This window comes from Xanthomonas sp. NCPPB 3570 (assembly GCF_056725115.1).
The window spans coordinates 2,794,120-2,809,693 of record NZ_CM161513.1; the positions used below are offsets into that span (position 1 = coordinate 2,794,120).

At 69.3% G+C, this 15,574-nt stretch carries 16 protein-coding genes; 7 read left to right on the top strand and 9 right to left on the bottom strand.

Annotated features, from left to right (window positions below):
• Nucleotides 1-28: 28 nt before the first annotated feature.
• The 3 genes from AC1PLR_RS12185 to AC1PLR_RS12195 form a co-directional block, all read right to left on the bottom strand.
• Complete coding sequence (locus AC1PLR_RS12185) at nt 29-568, bottom strand: GNAT family N-acetyltransferase (RefSeq protein ID WP_481101154.1); 540 nt, start codon at nt 566-568, stop codon at nt 29-31.
• A gap of 49 nt (nt 569-617) precedes the next feature.
• Entirely contained in the window at nt 618-1,793 is a 1,176-nt protein-coding gene (locus AC1PLR_RS12190; protein ID WP_481101155.1) for an acyl-CoA dehydrogenase family protein, read from the bottom strand.
• A 98-nt stretch (nt 1,794-1,891) separates the two neighbouring features.
• On the bottom strand, nt 1,892-2,707 hold the full coding sequence (locus AC1PLR_RS12195; protein ID WP_209031238.1) for a glycine zipper 2TM domain-containing protein: 816 nt from the start codon (nt 2,705-2,707) through the stop codon (nt 1,892-1,894).
• Between the two features lie 172 nt (nt 2,708-2,879).
• Here AC1PLR_RS12195 and AC1PLR_RS12200 point away from each other — a divergent pair, with 172 nt between their 5' ends.
• The 3 genes from AC1PLR_RS12200 (at nt 2,880) to AC1PLR_RS12210 (ending at nt 5,827) form a co-directional block, all read left to right on the top strand.
• Nucleotides 2,880-3,092 (top strand): DUF6116 family protein, encoded by a 213-nt coding sequence (locus tag AC1PLR_RS12200; protein ID WP_481101156.1) that lies wholly within the window; start codon nt 2,880-2,882, stop codon nt 3,090-3,092.
• Between the two features lie 30 nt (nt 3,093-3,122).
• The gene (locus tag AC1PLR_RS12205) at nt 3,123-3,917 is read left to right on the top strand and encodes a TatD family hydrolase (RefSeq protein ID WP_481101157.1); all 795 of its coding nucleotides are present in this window, start codon (nt 3,123-3,125) and stop codon (nt 3,915-3,917) included.
• A 470-nt stretch (nt 3,918-4,387) separates the two neighbouring features.
• Complete coding sequence (locus tag AC1PLR_RS12210) at nt 4,388-5,827, top strand: putative bifunctional diguanylate cyclase/phosphodiesterase (protein WP_481101158.1); 1,440 nt, start codon at nt 4,388-4,390, stop codon at nt 5,825-5,827.
• Here the strand turns inward: AC1PLR_RS12210 and AC1PLR_RS12215 are convergent.
• Nucleotides 5,824-6,636 carry a tRNA threonylcarbamoyladenosine dehydratase gene (locus tag AC1PLR_RS12215; protein WP_371181733.1) on the bottom strand — a complete coding sequence of 271 codons (813 nt, stop codon included), beginning with the start codon at nt 6,634-6,636 and terminating at the stop codon, nt 5,824-5,826. The two genes, AC1PLR_RS12210 and AC1PLR_RS12215, sit on opposite strands and share 4 nt — an antisense overlap.
• Before the next feature lie 144 nt (nt 6,637-6,780).
• Here AC1PLR_RS12215 and AC1PLR_RS12220 point away from each other — a divergent pair, with 144 nt between their 5' ends.
• A complete protein-coding gene (locus AC1PLR_RS12220; protein WP_481101159.1) occupies nt 6,781-7,209 on the top strand; it encodes a hypothetical protein in 429 nt (142 codons plus the stop codon).
• A gap of 308 nt (nt 7,210-7,517) precedes the next feature.
• Nucleotides 7,518-8,000, top strand: coding sequence for a glycine zipper 2TM domain-containing protein (locus AC1PLR_RS12225; protein ID WP_010344410.1), 483 nt, complete (start codon nt 7,518-7,520; stop codon nt 7,998-8,000).
• Nucleotides 8,001-8,088: 88 nt separating this feature from the next.
• Here AC1PLR_RS12225 and AC1PLR_RS12230 read toward each other — a convergent pair whose 3' ends face one another.
• Nucleotides 8,089-8,307 carry a cold-shock protein gene (locus tag AC1PLR_RS12230; RefSeq protein WP_017909030.1) on the bottom strand — a complete coding sequence of 73 codons (219 nt, stop codon included), beginning with the start codon at nt 8,305-8,307 and terminating at the stop codon, nt 8,089-8,091.
• A 238-nt stretch (nt 8,308-8,545) separates the two neighbouring features.
• Here AC1PLR_RS12230 and AC1PLR_RS12235 point away from each other — a divergent pair, with 238 nt between their 5' ends.
• Together AC1PLR_RS12235 and AC1PLR_RS12240 are read left to right on the top strand one after the other, a co-directional pair.
• Complete coding sequence (locus AC1PLR_RS12235; protein WP_481101160.1) at nt 8,546-9,031, top strand: DUF456 domain-containing protein; 486 nt, start codon at nt 8,546-8,548, stop codon at nt 9,029-9,031.
• Nucleotides 9,032-9,173: 142 nt separating this feature from the next.
• On the top strand, nt 9,174-10,325 hold the full coding sequence (locus AC1PLR_RS12240; protein ID WP_481101161.1) for a phospholipase A: 1,152 nt from the start codon (nt 9,174-9,176) through the stop codon (nt 10,323-10,325).
• Between the two features lie 76 nt (nt 10,326-10,401).
• Here the strand turns inward: AC1PLR_RS12240 and AC1PLR_RS12245 are convergent, their stop codons facing one another.
• From AC1PLR_RS12245 to AC1PLR_RS12260, 4 genes are all read right to left on the bottom strand, one after another.
• Complete coding sequence (locus AC1PLR_RS12245) at nt 10,402-12,456, bottom strand: TonB-dependent copper receptor (protein WP_481101162.1); 2,055 nt, start codon at nt 12,454-12,456, stop codon at nt 10,402-10,404.
• A gap of 35 nt (nt 12,457-12,491) precedes the next feature.
• Entirely contained in the window at nt 12,492-12,935 is a 444-nt protein-coding gene (locus tag AC1PLR_RS12250) for a DUF2946 family protein (RefSeq protein ID WP_481101163.1), read from the bottom strand.
• 324 nt (nt 12,936-13,259) lie between these two features.
• Nucleotides 13,260-13,895, bottom strand: coding sequence for a glutathione S-transferase family protein (locus tag AC1PLR_RS12255; RefSeq protein WP_481101164.1), 636 nt, complete (start codon nt 13,893-13,895; stop codon nt 13,260-13,262).
• A gap of 109 nt (nt 13,896-14,004) precedes the next feature.
• Nucleotides 14,005-15,525 (bottom strand): fumarate hydratase, encoded by a 1,521-nt coding sequence (locus AC1PLR_RS12260; protein ID WP_481100514.1) that lies wholly within the window; start codon nt 15,523-15,525, stop codon nt 14,005-14,007.
• Between the last annotated feature and the right edge of the window lie 49 nt (nt 15,526-15,574).

Below are 15,574 nucleotides of genomic sequence, written 5' to 3' on the forward strand. Positions count from 1 at the left end.
CTGTATGGACGTCTGCTGTCGTTGGGGCTCAGCGCCGCGCCTGCCATTGCGCACGCGACTGGCCCCAGACCTCGATCGGTTCCTGCGGCAGCGGCTCCGGCAATTGCCCGGGACGCAGATACCGCGAGCCGAGCTTGCTCGCCACCGCCTTGGAGTTGGCGTTGTCCGGGGCGATGACGTGGATCACCTCGCTCCAGCCCAACTGCGCGAACGCCCAGTCGATCGACGCCGCGGCCGCCTCCGGCGCATAACCCTGGCCCCAGTGCGGATGCGCGATGCCCCAGCCGACCTCCGTGCCCGGCCAGCCGTGCGGCTGCCAGGGGCCGACCCGGCCGATCCACTGCCCGCTGCGCTTCTCGATCACCGAGAACATCGCAAATCCCTGCAACTGCCAGCTGCCGACCAGCGAGGTCAGGCTGCGCCAGACCACCGACGGCACCTGCACGCCGCCGAGGTGGTGCATGGTCTGCGCATCGGCGGAAAAGGCGCAGAGCGCGGCGAAATCCTCGGCAGTGGGCGGGCGCAGCAACAGGCGCTCGGTCTCCACACGTACGTCGAACACGCTCATCGTCGGGTCTCCTGCAAAACGGGCCCGCAGCCGCACGCGGGCCAGGGATTCAAAACGCGTTGATGCCGGTCAGTTCGCGGCCGACCACCAGTTGGTGCACGGTCTCGGTGCCTTCGTAGGTGATCACCGATTCCAGGTTCAGGGCGTGCCGGATCGCGCCGTAGTCGGTGGTGATGCCGGCGCCGCCGAGCAGGTCGCGGCACTCGCGGGCGATGTCCAGGGCCATGCGCACGTTGTTCCACTTGGCCAGCGACACCTGCGCCGGCTGCAGCGTGCCGGCGTCCTTGAGCCGGCCCAGTTGCAGCGCGAGCAACTGCGCGGCGGCGATACGCCGCGCCATGTCGGCCAGCTTGATCTGCGCGCTCTGCGTCGCCGCCAGCGGCCGTCCGAACAGCATGCGTTCGCCAGCATAGGCCAGCGCCTCGCGCAGGCAGGCGATGGCCGCGCCGATCGCGCCCCAACTGATGCCGTAGCGGGCCTGGGTCAGACAGCCCAGCGGCCCCTTCAGCCCGCGCACGCCGGGCAGGCGCTGGCTGTCGGGCAGGCGCACGTCGTCGAAGAACAGCGCCGAGGTCACCGAGGCGCGCAGGCTCATCTTGTGCGCGATGTCCTGGGTGCCGAACCCCGGCGTGCCGGCCTCGACCAGGAAGCCCTGGATGCCGTCGTCGGTCTGCGCCCACACGATCGCCACGTCGGCGATGCCGCCGTTGGTGATCCACATCTTGCTGCCGCTCAGGCGCCAGCCGTCGCCGTCGCGCACGGCGCGGGTCTGCATTGCCGCCGGGTCGGAGCCGCCCTGGGACTCGGTCAGGCCGAAGCAGCCGATCGCAGTGCCGGCGGCCATCGCCGGCAGCCAACGCTGGCGTTGCGCGTCGCTGCCGTAGGCGTGGATCGGGTACATGCACAGCGAGGACTGCACGCTGACGAAGCTGCGCAGGCCGCTGTCGCCGCGCTCCAGTTCCTGGCAGATCAGGCCGTAGCAGACCGCGTTGAGGCCGCCGCCGCCCTGCCCCGCCGGCAGGCTGGCGCCGAGCAACCCCAGCGCTGCCAGATCCGGCACCAGCTCGCGCGGGAAGCGCGCTTGGTCGAAGGCCTCGCCGATCACCGGCAGCACCTTCGCATCGACGAAGCGCGCCACCGCCTGCTGGATCGCGCGCTCCTCCTCGCTGAGAAGCGCGGCTACGTTGAACAGATCATCGCAAGGCAAGGGCATGGCGGCGTCCATGGCGAAAGCCGCATTGTATCGGCCCCGCACCTGCCGCCGCCGCACAGGCGAAGGCCGGCGCAAGCGCCGGCCTTCGGGATGTGCAACGAAACCGCGACTCAGCGCTGGCTGACGGCGACGTCGCCGGCCGAGGCGGTCTGGGTGACCAGGCGGCCGTCCAGTACCGGCAGGCGGTCGCTGTTCGGGCGGTCGTCCATGCGCACGGTCTTTTCCTGGCCGTCGTAGCGGTAGGTCACGTCGTAGCCCTTGACCACGTCCTGCGTGCCCATGGCGATGCGATTGCCCGGCTTGCTGTCCATGCGCATGGTGCCGGTGGTGCCGTCGTCATTGCGGTAGGTCACGTTGTAGCCGGTGATGGTCGAGGACTGCGCGGTGCTGTTCTCGGTGTGGCACTGGCGCTCGGTGCGGTCGACCACGCGGCCGCCGACGTGGTTCTGGTCGATGCGGTTGCCGATGAAGCCGCCGGCCACCGCGCCGGCGGCGGTCGCGGCCTTGCGGCCGTTGCCGTGGCCGATCTGGTTGCCGAGCAGACCGCCGACCACCGCGCCGACCACGGTACCGCCGACGTTGCCGTCGCGCTCGGGCAGGCGCTCCTGCACCACCACGTCGTTGCACACCTGGCGCGGCGTGGTCGTGGTGGAGGTCTCGCGCAGCGGCTCGGTGCCGATCACCTCGGCGTAGCGCTGCTGCTTCTGGGTGATCGGATCGACCCGCACCACGTCGGCATACTCGAGCTTGCCGCCGACGCTGTTGTCCATCGCGCTGTCGCCGCGCGTGTTGTCCAGGGCCGGGCGCACGTCGCTGCTGGCGACGTCCACCGGTTTGTCGCGATTGTTCATGAAGGCCGCGGTGGCGACGCCGCCGACCAGCAAGGCGCCAGCCGCGACCAGAACGGTTGTCGTAGTGCTTTTCATGTGTGCTCTCCTGCGGGCTGACCGCGTTGTCTACGGTGCTGTGATTACCATGCCGAAGCTGAACCGATCCGCTCCCTATTCAGTAACGCGGCGTACACACGGCTGGTAACGCCCGCGGAACGTCGCCATATCGAGGCTGTTAGCGTTTCCACCGCTCTTCGGAGGACGTGCCGTGCCCAATCCGATCGTGTATCCGCTGCTGCGCTGGGCGGGCAAATTGCGCTACCCGACCCTGTTCAAGATCACCGCCAGCCTGTTCGTGCTGAGCGTGCTGCTGCCCGACCCGGTGCCCTTCATCGACGAGATCGTGTTCGGCCTGGGCACGCTGCTGCTGGCCAACTGGAAGACCCGCACGCCGGCGCAGACCACTGCGCCGTTGCGCTAGACCGCGCAGCGCGTGCGCCGCTGAGCGCCGATGCAGTTGATCGACAGCCATTGCCACCTGGACGCGGCGGAGTTCGACCCCGACCGCGACGCGGTGATCGCGCGCGCGCAGGCGGCGGGCGTGCAGGCGCAGGTGGTGCCGGCGGTGACCGCGGCGTCCTGGCCCAAGCTGCGCGCGGTCTGCGCGGCCGCGCCCGGGCTGTATCCGGCGTATGGCCTGCATCCGCTGTTCCTGGCCGAGCATCGCCCTGACGACCTGCAGGCATTGGAAGAGTGGATCGCACGCGAGCGGCCGTGCGCGATCGGCGAGTGCGGCCTGGACTTCTTCGTCGAAGGCCTGGACGCGGCCGAGCAGCACCGCTACTTCGTCGGGCAACTGCAACTGGCGCGGCGCTTCGACCTGCCGGTGATCGTGCATGCGCGACGCGCGGTGGACGCCGTGATCCTGGCGATCCGCAAGGTCGGCCGGGTGCGCGGCGTGGTGCACAGTTTCGCCGGCAGCGTCGAACAGGCCGCACAGTTGCGATCGCTGGATTTCCTGATCGGCCTGGGCGGGCCGGTCACCTACGAACGCGCGCAGCGCCTGCGCCGGCTCGCCGCCACGCTGCCCCTGGAGCAAGTGCTGCTGGAAACCGATGCGCCGGACCAGCCCGACGCGGCGATCCGCGGGCAGCGCAACGAACCGGCGCGGCTGCGCACGGTGCTGGACACCATCGCCGACCTGCGCGACGCACCTGTCGCCGCCATCGCCGCGCAGACCACGGCCAATGCGCGGCGCCTGTTCGGCCTGCCCGACACGCGCGCCGGCACGCCCGTCATCGCCTGACCCAGCGCGTTCCTGCACACCGCACATTCCGACGCTGCGCGTCGCTTTTTGACGTGCCGACACAGGAACAGACGCCACACGTCGGCCGCGCAACGCGTGACTGAAAGGCGGTCGGTGCGGCACATCGCCCGGCAAAACGGCTTTCGTCCGAAACTGTGACCTGGGCAGGCGGATGCACGCCTTTTGGCCGCGTTTCGGCGCACTTGCTTCTGCTACTGTGCACCGCGCTGAAACGGCGAGCGGCGCTTTGTCCGCCAGGTACCGGAGTGTGAACCCGTTCGCTCTCAGCGAAGGCTCGGCGGCCGGCTCGATGGCACGCGTTCTGGCAGATCGGATCATCCTGGCGTGAAACAGTCGGCAAGCCGCATTCCCTACCCGCTTCTCCCCAGCGCGCGGCGCTCGCGTGCGATCGCCTCCTCCGCGGCCGCTGCGGCGCGAACGGCGCCATCGCGCATGCGAGCGTTGCGGCAATGAAGAGCGGCGCAGCTTCGGAAAAACACGCATCCAACGGCGAAAGCTGGGTCTCGCTGAAATTCCGCGACAGCAATCGCAGCCGCAAGATGCGCAGCACCATGACCCTGGCCGGGGTCTCGTGCACCTCGCTCGGTGCGTTGTGGACCGTGTGCTACCTGTACTACGGCAGGCCCGAACTGGCGATCGCCTTCGTCGGGCTGACGGCGGTCGGCCTGCTCGCGCTGGGCCGCCGCCGCCACTGCGACGAGGGCTCGCTGTCGCTGGTGGCGCACGGCGTCTTCGTCGTGGTCCTGGTGATCTCGATCATCGACGCGCCGATCGCCACGGTGCCACGGTCCGTGCACACCTTCTTCCTGCCGCTGGCAGCAGGCGCACTGTTCGTGTTCGACCGCAGCCGCCGCTACCGCGCGCTGGTGTTTCCCATGGCGTGCCTGGCCGCCTTCGTCGCCTTCGGCTCGGGCGAACTGGACTGGCTGGCACCGCATGACTCGCCACCGCAGCGGATGCGCAGGCTCGGCGCCATCTGCAACATGGCCTGCGCCGCCGGCCTGCTGGCGGCGATCCTGCACATCTACCGCAACGACGTGAACGCACGCATCTCGCTGGAGCGGGAACTGGCACGCGCGGTCGGCAACGGCGAGATCGAAGTGCTGTACCAACCGCAGGTCAGCGCGAACGGCAGCATGCTCGGCGCCGAGGCACTGGTACGCTGGCGCCATCCCAGCGGCAAGCTGCTGACCCCCGACAAGTTCATCCCGCTGGCCGAAGAGAGCCCGTTGATCCGCGACGTGGGCCTGGAAGTGCTGCGCCAGGCCTGCGCTACGCTGCGACGCTGGTCGCACGACCCCGACCTGCGTGCGCTGGTGGTCGCAGTGAACGTCAGCCCCGTGCAGTTGCTCGACCCCAACTTCGTGTCCACGGTGAAGCAGGTGATCACCAGCGAAGGCGTGGCGCCGGCGTCGCTGGAATTCGAGCTGACCGAATCGGCGCTGTATGTGGATACCGCCGGGGTACGCGCCAAGATGCACGAACTCAAGGCGTTCGGCATCGGCTGGGCGCTGGACGATTTCGGCACCGGCTTCTCGTCGCTGGCGATGCTGCGGACGCTGCCGGTCACCAAGCTCAAGATCGACCGGCAATTCGTCAACGACGCCAGGGCCGACGAGTCCTCGCGGCGCCTGCTGGCCAAGATCGTGGAGATCTCCGAGGTGATGGGCATGGTCGCATTGGCCGAAGGCATCGAGGATGCGCAGCAGTGCGAGATGCTCTCGGCGATGGGCTGCCGGCACTTCCAGGGCTTCCTGTTCGGCCGGCCGCAGCCGGCGCAGGACCTGGAACGGCTGGCGCTCCTGCAGGCCAGCACCGAGCGCAACCTGATGAGCGGCGCGGCGACCCGCGTACCGGATGCGCCGCAGCCGCCCACCGACAGGCGCTAGGCGGCCGCGGCCTCGCGCGCCGCGGCGCGCTTCAACAGCATCTCCAGCGCCTTGCCGACCGCGGCGAAGGCGAACGCCCCGGTGATGTGGGTGGCTGCGCCCAGCCCGGCGCCACAGTCCAGGTTCAAGGCCGCATCCGGCCCCAGCGCCGGCCGCAGTCCGCAGACGCTGCCATCGGCTTGCGGGTAGCGCACGTTCTCCAGCGAGTACACCGCCGGCACGCCGAAATAGCGCTGCGCGTTCTTGGGGAAGTTGAATTCGCTGCGCAGCTTCTTGCGGATCAGCGCCAGCATCGCGTCGTGCTCGGTGCGCGACACGTCGCGGATCCGCACCAGGGTCGGATCGGTGCGCCCGCCGGCCGAGCCGACGGTCAGCAGCGGCAGCTTGCGCCGGCGGCACCAGGCGATGGTCTCGACCTTGACCCGGAAGCTGTCGCAGGCATCGATCACCAGGTCGAAGCCGGCGTCGAGCAGTTCGGCGATGTTGGTCGGGGTCAGGAAGGCTTCGACCGCCACCGCCTCGATCTGCGGATTGATCGCCAGGCAGCGCTCGGCCATCGCCACCGCCTTGTTGCGCCCGTACTGCCCCGCCAGCGCCGGCAGTTGCCGGTTGGTGTTGGACACGCAGATGTCGTCGGCGTCGATCAGGGTCAGATGCCCGACCGCCGAGCGCGCCAGCGCCTCCACCACCCACGAGCCGACCCCGCCCATGCCCACCACCGCCACCCGGCACTGCGCCAGCCGCGCGATCGTGCCTTGCCCGTAGAGCCGGTCGATGCCGGCGAAGCGCTCGCGCCATTGTTCGTTCATCCGCCTATTTTAGGCCGGGATTGGGGATTGGGGATTGGGGATTGGGGATTGGGGATTGGGGATTGCGCCGCTGGTCTGCGTGGGCGGCGCCGGTGGCGAAGGCAGGCGTACCATCGGCATTCCTTCCTGCCGCGCATGCCTGCCATGGCCAAGCCGCCCCCGCCCGCTTCCGCGTCCCGCTATCTGTTCGTGTTGCTGGCCGGGCTGCTGCTCGGCCTGGTGCTGACGGTGATGGCACTGCGTGCAGTACAGGCGCGACAGGATCCGTTCCCGCGCAGCCTGATGCAGGTCATGGGCAAACAACTGGCGCTGCTCGAACGCGATGCCGCGCACCGGCAATGCAGCGGCGCCGGTCCGCAGGCGCGACTGCGCACGTTGCGCCTGCTCGGCGACGAACTGGACATGGCATTCCCCGACCTGGCCGACGACGGCCGCTTTCGCGAGCATGCCGAGGCGCTGCGCACCGGCGTGGACGCGGCGCTGGCGCAGCCGCCGGCCGACTGCGCCGCGCTGGCGCAGGCACGCCAGCAGATCGACGAACGCTGCGACGCCTGCCACCGCGATTTCCGCTGAGCGTCTGGCACGATCGACGCCGACGTGGGTGTCGGCGCCGGGCTGAATTCCCGTTGTCGAAGCCTGACGACGCCGCTGGCTGACGATGTGGGATCGCGCTGGTTCGATGCTCCGCTGGCAGCGGTCTCATGCTGTTCCGCATTGCGCTTTCGGATGAACCTCCTTGCATGAATTGCCGCTGACGCCGGCCGCCGCGAGCTGAACGGCGCCTGCCAGGATTGGCGTTGCATTCACGCAGGGGTGGACAGGATGCGTGCGAACGCGGCGCTGCCGCCGCGCTCCATCACTGTCTGTCGAGGAGAGCACCCATGAAGATCCAACTGATGGCCACCGCCGCCGTGGCGACCCTGGCGCTGGCAGGCTGCGCCACGTCCCCCGGCTATGGCGGCGGTTACGGCGGCGGCTACAGCCAGCCGGCGCGCGGCGGTTACACCCAGACCCGCTGCGCCGACTGCGGCATCGTCACCCGCATCGACACCGTGCCGTCGGGCCGCACTGCGCCGTCGGCCACCGGCGCGATCCTCGGCGGCATCGTCGGCGCGGTCGCCGGCCACGAGATTTCCGATCACACCGGCGGCAGCAAGGGCAACCAGAACGTGTCGGCGGTGGCCGGTGCGGCGGCCGGCGCGCTGGCCGGCAACGAGATCCAGAAGAACGTCACCAGCGACACCTACGACGTGCATGTGCAGATGGACGACGGCCGGGTGATCGTGGTCAACCAGCGCGACCTGGCCGGCGTGCGCGAGAACACCTATGTCCGCGTGGTCAACGGGCGCGTCGTACCGCGCTGATCATCGGCCTCGCCGACCTGCCTAGCGCAAAAAGGCCCGCACTGCGGGCCTTTTTGCTGCGCTGCGCGCGACGCCGCGCGGCAACGACTCAGAGCGGCTGCACCGCGTCGGCCTGCAGGCCCTTCTGGCCCTGCACCACGGTGAAGCTGACCTTCTGACCTTCCTTCAGGCTCTTGAAGCCCTGGGTCTGGATCGCCCGGAAGTGCACGAACACGTCCTCGCCGTTTTCGCGGCTGATGAAACCGAAACCCTTGGCATCGTTGAACCACTTCACGGTGCCGTTTTCGCGATTGCCAGTGCCGTTCATGATGGACTTACTCCTTGGAACACGTCTCAGGGGTGGGTACGCCGTGGGGGCGGCGGCTGGTTGCAAGGAGGAAGCGAGGTATAACGATGTAGCGGATCGGTGGATCTACCGCATCAGGCCACGATTCACGGTGACCTTTGCAAACGCAGCGGCTGCAACTTACCCCGGTCAAAATGAAAATGCAATCAGCAAAAAGACCCCATCTGTCAACCCCCAAATCTCCCCTACGGTGAGCCACGTGGACCCTGCGTTCATCTATTACGTCTGTGCCGGTCTCCTGGTTCTGGTCGGGCTGGCGGGGGTGCTGCTGCCGGCCCTGCCCGGCACGCCGCTGATGTTCGCCGGGATGCTGCTGGGGGCCTGGGCCGATGGCTTCCAGCGGCTGGGTTGGCCGACGCTGACCGTGCTCGGCGTCCTCACCGCGTTGTCGCTGCTGGTCGACCTGCTGGCCACCGCGTTCGGCGCGCAACGCGTCGGCGCCAGCCGCAAGGCGCTGTGGGGATCGGTGCTGGGCGGGATCGCCGGCATGTTCTTCATGCCGATCGGGCTGTTCGTCGGCCCCTTCGTCGGCGCCCTGGCCGGGGAGTACTGGCATGGGCGCGAGCTGCGCCAGGCGACGCGGGTCGGCGTCGGCACTTGGCTGGGCATCGTCCTGGGCACCGCCGCCAAGCTCGGCCTGGCGCTGGCGATGCTGGCGGTGTTCGCGGTGGCCTGGCTGCTCTGAAGCAGGACGCCTGAAGACGACGTCGCGGCGACAGCATGAACGTGTGATGACCCTGTTGTCGTCACTTCCTGTATTTTCCCTGCCGGCCATTCACCCCGGCAGCGCACCACCCGCCCGCGCCGCCCGTTGCAGCGAGAACCGCATGTCCCATCGTCAGGTCCGTCCCCTGTTGCTGCTGTCGATCGCGGCCGCGCCGCTTGCGCACGCGCAGGAAGTCCTGCCCACCCCCGCCTCGCCGGAAGCCTGCGTGGCCATCTCCAGCGACGCCGCCCGCCTGGCCTGCTACGACCAGGCGCTATCGCGCCGCACCGCCGACCCGCAGGCCGCCGACGCCGCGGCGCAGGCCGCCAGCGAACGCCAGAAGCAACAGTTGGACGCCAGCGTGCCGGAGGATGCCGGCGTCGCCGAGCGCACCCGCCAGCGCGCCGCCGCGATCTTCAAGCAGGACCGCTACGACAGCACCATCGCCAATGCCGGCAAGGGCTCGCTGCTGGACAGCCGCTGGGAACTGGCCAAGGACTCCAAGCTGGGCACCTTCCAGTTGCGCGCCTACAAGCCGGTGTACCTGCTGCCGGCGTTCTGGACCAGCAAGAAGAACGAGCTGCCGTCCTCGCCGAACCCGGTCAATACGGTGACCACCGCCGAGCCGCTGGACAGCGTGGAGGCGAAGTTCCAGCTGAGCTTCAAGACCAAGATCGTGGAGAACATCTTCGGCGACAACGGCGACCTGTGGGGCGCCTACACCCAGAGCTCGCGCTGGCAGGTCTACAACTCGGAGCAGTCGCGCCCGTTCCGCGAGACCAACTACGAGCCGGAACTGATGCTGGTGTTCCGCAACAACTACAGCCTGTTCGGCTGGAAGGGACGGATGACCGGCATCCAGCTGACCCACCAGTCCAACGGCCGCAGCGATCCGCTGTCGCGCAGTTGGAACCGGGCGATGCTCAACATCGGTCTGGACCGCGACAACTGGGCGCTGGTGCTGCGCCCCTGGTACCGCATCCCGGAGAGCCGAAAGCAGGACAACAACCCGGACATCGAGGACTACATGGGCCGCGGCGACGCGACCCTGATCTACAACCGCAACGGCCACGAGGTGGCGCTGATGGCGCGGCACTCGCTGCGCGGCGGCGACCGCTCGCACGGCGCGGTGCAACTGGACTGGGGTTTCCCGATCAGCAACCTGCTGCGCGGCCATGTGCAGGTGTTCGATGGCTACGGCGAGAGCATGATCGACTACAACCACCGCGCCACCTACGTCGGTGTCGGCATCTCGCTGCTGGAGTGGTTCTGATCGGCCACGGCTGAACGACGCCCGCCATGGGCGTCGCGCACTGGTCGCGGTCGCCACGCGACCGCGCGCCGATCGCTCAGAACCGGTAGTTGCCCTTCAGCCACAGGTTGCGGCCCGGCTCGGCGATACGCACCGGGTCGGCCGGGAAACCGAAATCGGCGCTGCCGGCCAGGTTGAGATGTTCGCTGTAGCGCCGGTCGAAGACGTTGTCGATGCCCGCGCTCAACCGCAGCCCCTCGCTGACCCGGTAGCCGCCGCTCAGCCCCAGCGTGGCGAAACCGGCGCTGCGGCCGAGGTCGCGACCGACCACGTTGCCCTGATTCAACGCCACCCGCCCCTGCCGCGCGACTGCGCGCAGCAGCGCGCCGGCCGACCAGCGCTGCCCTTCCCACTCCATGCGCCACCGCGACTCCAGCGGCGGCATCTGCGGCAACGGCGTACCGTCGCTGCGGTTCTCGCCCCAGGCGTAGGCCAGCGTGCCGCCGAGGGTGAGGCCGTGCAGCGGCTGCCAATCCACGCCCGCCTCGGCGCCGGCGATGCGCGCATCGACGTTGTCGACACGGGTGGTGGTGCCCATCATGCCGCCGTCGGCATAGGTGAACAGGATGAAGTCCTGCACCCGCCCGGCGTAGGCGGACACCCAGCCCTGCACGGTCGCGCCGCGGTACTGTAGGCCGAGATCGAGCTGGGTGGTGCGTTCCGGGCGCAGCCCGGCGAAGGCGTTGGCCGCGCCCATCGGACCCATGTCGGCAGAGAACAGCTCCCAGTAGTCCGGCATGCGCGCGCTGCGGCCCAGGCCGGCATACCAGACCGTGTCGGCCGAGAGATTGCGCTCCACGCGCAGGAAGCCGCTGCCCAGGTCCTCGCGGCGTGTCTGTCCCGCAGTGGGATTGGGCATGCCCATCATGCCGACGCTGCGGCGCGTGTCCTCGACCTGCGCGCGGTCCAGGCGCAGGCCGGCGATCCAGCGCTGCGCCGTGCCGGCGCCGAAGGTGAGTTCGGTGAAGGCGCCCAGGTTGTCGAAGTGCGCGTCGGTGCGCCACGGCACGCTCCGGTACGCGCCCTCGCCGCTGGCGCTGCGGTCGCGATGGCGACTTTGCTGGGTGTCGACGCCGGCCTGGACCACCACCTGGTCCCAGCGCCACTCCGATTCCACGCGCCCGCCGCGGGTGCGCCGGTCCACGTTGGAGGCCATCGGCATCGGCATCGCCGACTGCGGGTTGGGTCGGCGCAGCGTGTAGTTGTCCATGACGTGATCGGCGTCGTTGACGTAGGCATTGGCACGCAGCGCCTCCCAGGCGCCGGGCAGGTCGGTGCGCTCGAAACGCGCGGCGTAGCTGGTGCGACGGAACTGGGTGCCGTCCATGCTGCGCCCGGCGTAGCGGGCCAGGCCGTCGCCGCTGCCGGCGGACAGTTCCAGCACGGTGTCCGGGTCCGGGGTCCAGCCGACCGCGGCGTCGGCATTCCACTTGCGCCAGCGCGAGGGCACCACCACGCCATCGCCGTCGCGGTAGTCGCCGGACTCGGAGCGGTTGGCGTCCACGCGCGCGTAGCCGCTGCGGTTGCCGCCGCGCAGGTCGAGGTTCTGGTCGTTGCGGTTCCAGGAGCCGCCCAGCGCACTGGCCTCGCCCTCCAGGGTCGGCGCGGCGTAGTGCGGCGTGTCGCGCTCGAAGCGCACGGTGCCGGCGGAGGCACCCGGCCCCCAGCGCACGGTCTGCGGACCCTTGACGATGGTGAGCCGGTCGAAGGTTTCCGGGGCGATGTAGGACAAGGCGTTGTCCATGCGCGCCGGGCACGCACCGACCAGGGTGCCGTCGTTGCTGAGCACGTTGAGCCGCGAGCCGAACATGCCGCGCAGCACCGGATCGCCGTTGGTGCCGCCGTTGCGGATCGCGGCGAAACCGGGGACGGTCTTCAGGTAATCGGCGCCGTCGCTGGCCGGCACCGGCTGCCGCGGCAGCTTCGGATCGACCGTCCAGGTCAGCGGCGCGACCGGCGCGGTGGCGGTCACCTGCATCCGGTCGAGGGTGGTGGCATCGGGCGCCTCGGCATGGCCGGACGCGGGAAATAGACTGGCGAAAATGCAGCACGACAACGCCGCCCGCGCGGGCGACGGCAGGAACTGGGACATGGATTGGACTCCAGAAAGGAACGGCGCCGGCGCGCCTAGCGCACCGGAAACAGGAGGGCGTTCTGGAGATTGAGTGGCGGTCCGCGTGCCGCGTGCGCGCGCCAGCGCACGGCGGCATGGACGCGCTGGCGCAATGGCGTCGCGGTTGCAGGCGCGGGCAGCGCAGCGGCCAGCAGCAGGACGATCGCCAGCCACGGCAGCAACCGTGCGGCGAGCAGGCAGTAATCGCAGGCGGCACGCGCCGGACCATGCTCGCGCTGCGTGCCCGACACGTCTTCGTGGCTGGCGTGGACGGCGCCGCGCGGCGGCGGCAGGTCGGCGTCGGCCTGCAATCCGGCCGCGGTGCACAAAGGCACCGGCAGCGTCGCCGCTTCGAGCAGGCGGCTGGCCACCGGCGCGAACACCAGCAACAGCGCGGCCAGCAAGGCAGGCCAGCGCATCAGGCGGCGCAGTCGGGCGGGGGCAGGGAGGGCGGACACCGGGCCATTCTAGGCGGCGCTGGCGGCAGCGAACGGACCGGGGAAGCGGGTGCGACAACGTGACGCAGGCGGCAAGGCCGTGCGTTGCTCAGCGCTACTCGCCGCTTCCATGCGTGCGGTGCAAACTATGCAAACGGTCGGTGCGCCCGCCTTCGATCCATGCGGCGTCGGTGCGACTCCCAGGTCGAAGGCCAGGAAAAAGCGTGCACCAGTGCGGATGGTGAGAGCGCCGGCGCAATGCCCCGAGAGCGCCGCAAAAAAGCTTGGCAATCGCGACGTCAGACAACGCGGGCCGACGTCCGGCACGACGCCCCGCGCCGCCACTTACATCCAGTCGGTAATGCCTTCCCGCCGGTAGGCCTCGTGGAACGCCGGGCGCGCCTTCATCCTGTCGGCCAGCGCCTTCAGCGCCGGCCAGGTGTCGGTGGGCCGCGGCATGTTGCGCGACCAGCGCATCAACATGACCAGCACGAAGTCGGCGGCGCTGCAGTGCTCGCCGAGCAGGTACGGGCCGCCCTGCTCCAGGTGTGTTGCCACCTCGTCCCAGGCCTTTTCCAGGAACGCGCGGGCACTGGCGCGCACGCGCTCGGCATTCTCGGCGCCGGCCGGTTCGTCGGGATAGAACCAGTCGCGGTAGGCCGGCATCAGGGTGTAGGCGCCGAACAGCATCCAGCGGTAGTAGACCGCGCGCTCGGGCGTGCCGGGCGGCGGCGCCAGGCCGGCGTGCGGATACAGGTCGGCCAGGTGCATGGCGATGGCGACCGATTCGGTCAGCACCTGCCCGTCCAGCACCAGGGTCGGCACCCGCCCCTGCGGGTTGAGCGCCAGGTACTCGGGGCTCTTCTGCTCCTGGCGGTCGAAATCGAGCATGCGCAGTTCGAAATCGACCTGCAGTTCGATCAGCAACCAGTGCACGACGAACGAGGCGGTACTGGGCGAACCGTAAAGGACGATGGACACGACGCTTTCCCCGGAGACGGAACCAGCGCCGATTATTGCCGCGCCGCCCGCACGCCGCCAGCGCGATACGGAACGCCGGCACTCGCGCCGGCGTTCGCGCCGCGGCCGATCAGGCCTCGACCACCACCGGGATCTTGCCGATGCGCGCCTGCCACTCGCGCGGGCCGGTCTTGTGCACCGACTCGCCGCTGGCATCGACCGCCACGGTCACCGGCATGTCCTTGACCTCGAACTCGTAGATCGCCTCCATGCCCAGGTCTTCGAACGCCAGCACCTTGCTGGCCTTGATCGCCTTGGACACCAGGTAGGCCGAGCCGCCGACCGCCATCAGGTACACCGCCTTGTTGTCGCGGATCGCGGCGATCGCCGCATCGCCGCGCTCGGACTTGCCGACCATGCCCAGCAGGCCGGTCTGCTCCAGCATCTGCCGGGTGAACTTGTCCATGCGCGTGGCGGTGGTGGGGCCGGCCGGGCCGACTACTTCGTCGCGCACCGGATCGACCGGGCCGACGTAGTAGATGAAGCGGTTGGTGAAGTCCACCGGCAGCGTCTCGCCGCGGTTGAGCATGTCGATCATGCGCTTGTGCGCGGCGTCGCGGCCGGTCAGCAGCTTGCCGTTGAGCAGGATGGTCTCGCCCGGCTTGAAGCTGGCCACTTCCTCGCGGGTGATGGTGTCCAGGTTCACCCGGCGCGCATTGGTCGGGTTGTAGGTGAGCTTGGGCCAGTCCTCCAGCGAGGGCGGATCCAGCATCACCGCGCCGCTGCCGTCCAGGGTGAAGTGCGCATGGCGGGTGGCCGCGCAGTTGGGGATCATCGCCACCGGCAGGTTGGCGGCGTGGGTCGGGTAATCCTTGACCTTGATGTCCAGCACCGTGGTCAGGCCGCCCAGGCCCTGCGCGCCGATGCCCAGCGCGTTGACCTTCTCGTACAGTTCCAGGCGAAGCTCCTCGGCACGGTTGGACGCGCCACGGGCCTGCAGGTCGACGATGTCGATCGGCTCCATCAGCGCTTCCTTGGCCAGCAGCATCGCCTTCTCGGCGGTGCCGCCGATGCCGATGCCGAGCATGCCCGGCGGGCACCAGCCGGCGCCCATGGTCGGCACGGTCTTGAGCACCCAGTCGACGATGGAGTCGGAGGGATTGAGCATGGCGAACTTGCTCTTGGCCTCCGAGCCGCCGCCCTTGGCCGCGACGATGACGTCGACGGTGTCGCCGGGGACGACCTTCACGTTGACCACCGCCGGGGTGTTGTCCTTGGTGTTCTGGCGCTTGCCGGCCGGATCGGCCAGTACCGAAGCACGCAGCTTGTTGTCCGGATGGTTGTAGGCGCGGCGTACGCCCTCGTTGACCATGTCCTCCACGCCCATCGTGGCGTCGTCCCAGCGCACGTTCATGCCGATCTCGAGGAACACGGTGACGATGCCGGTGTCCTGGCAGATCGGCCGGTGGCCCTCTGCGCACATGCGCGAATTGATCAGGATCTGCGCGATGGCGTCCTTGGCCGCCGGCGACTGCTCGCGCTCGTAGGCCGCGGACAGATTCTTGATGTAGTCGACCGGATGGTAGTAGCTGATGTACTGCAGCGCGTCGGCGACGGACTGGATGAGGTCTTCCTGCTTGATCGAGGTCACGGCTGGCTCTGCGGCTGGCGGGGGGAAACCCGCCCATTTTAGGGCAAAG

Excerpts from the sequence above, each read along its gene's own strand:
- AC1PLR_RS12210 (WP_481101158.1), top strand. The coding sequence starts at position 4,388 with ATGAAGAGCGGCGCAGCTTCGGAAAAACACGCATCCAACGGCGAAAGC.
- AC1PLR_RS12245 (WP_481101162.1), bottom strand. The coding sequence starts at position 12,456 with ATGTCCCAGTTCCTGCCGTCGCCCGCGCGGGCGGCGTTGTCGTGCTGC.
- AC1PLR_RS12230 (WP_017909030.1), bottom strand. The coding sequence starts at position 8,307 with ATGAACGGCACTGGCAATCGCGAAAACGGCACCGTGAAGTGGTTCAAC.
- AC1PLR_RS12195 (WP_209031238.1), bottom strand. The coding sequence starts at position 2,707 with ATGAAAAGCACTACGACAACCGTTCTGGTCGCGGCTGGCGCCTTGCTG.
- AC1PLR_RS12185 (WP_481101154.1), bottom strand. The coding sequence starts at position 568 with ATGAGCGTGTTCGACGTACGTGTGGAGACCGAGCGCCTGTTGCTGCGC.
- AC1PLR_RS12225 (WP_010344410.1), top strand. The coding sequence starts at position 7,518 with ATGAAGATCCAACTGATGGCCACCGCCGCCGTGGCGACCCTGGCGCTG.
- AC1PLR_RS12240 (WP_481101161.1), top strand. The coding sequence starts at position 9,174 with ATGTCCCATCGTCAGGTCCGTCCCCTGTTGCTGCTGTCGATCGCGGCC.
- AC1PLR_RS12190 (WP_481101155.1), bottom strand. The coding sequence starts at position 1,793 with ATGGACGCCGCCATGCCCTTGCCTTGCGATGATCTGTTCAACGTAGCC.
- AC1PLR_RS12220 (WP_481101159.1), top strand. The coding sequence starts at position 6,781 with ATGGCCAAGCCGCCCCCGCCCGCTTCCGCGTCCCGCTATCTGTTCGTG.
- AC1PLR_RS12215 (WP_371181733.1), bottom strand. The coding sequence starts at position 6,636 with ATGAACGAACAATGGCGCGAGCGCTTCGCCGGCATCGACCGGCTCTAC.
- AC1PLR_RS12205 (WP_481101157.1), top strand. The coding sequence starts at position 3,123 with ATGCAGTTGATCGACAGCCATTGCCACCTGGACGCGGCGGAGTTCGAC.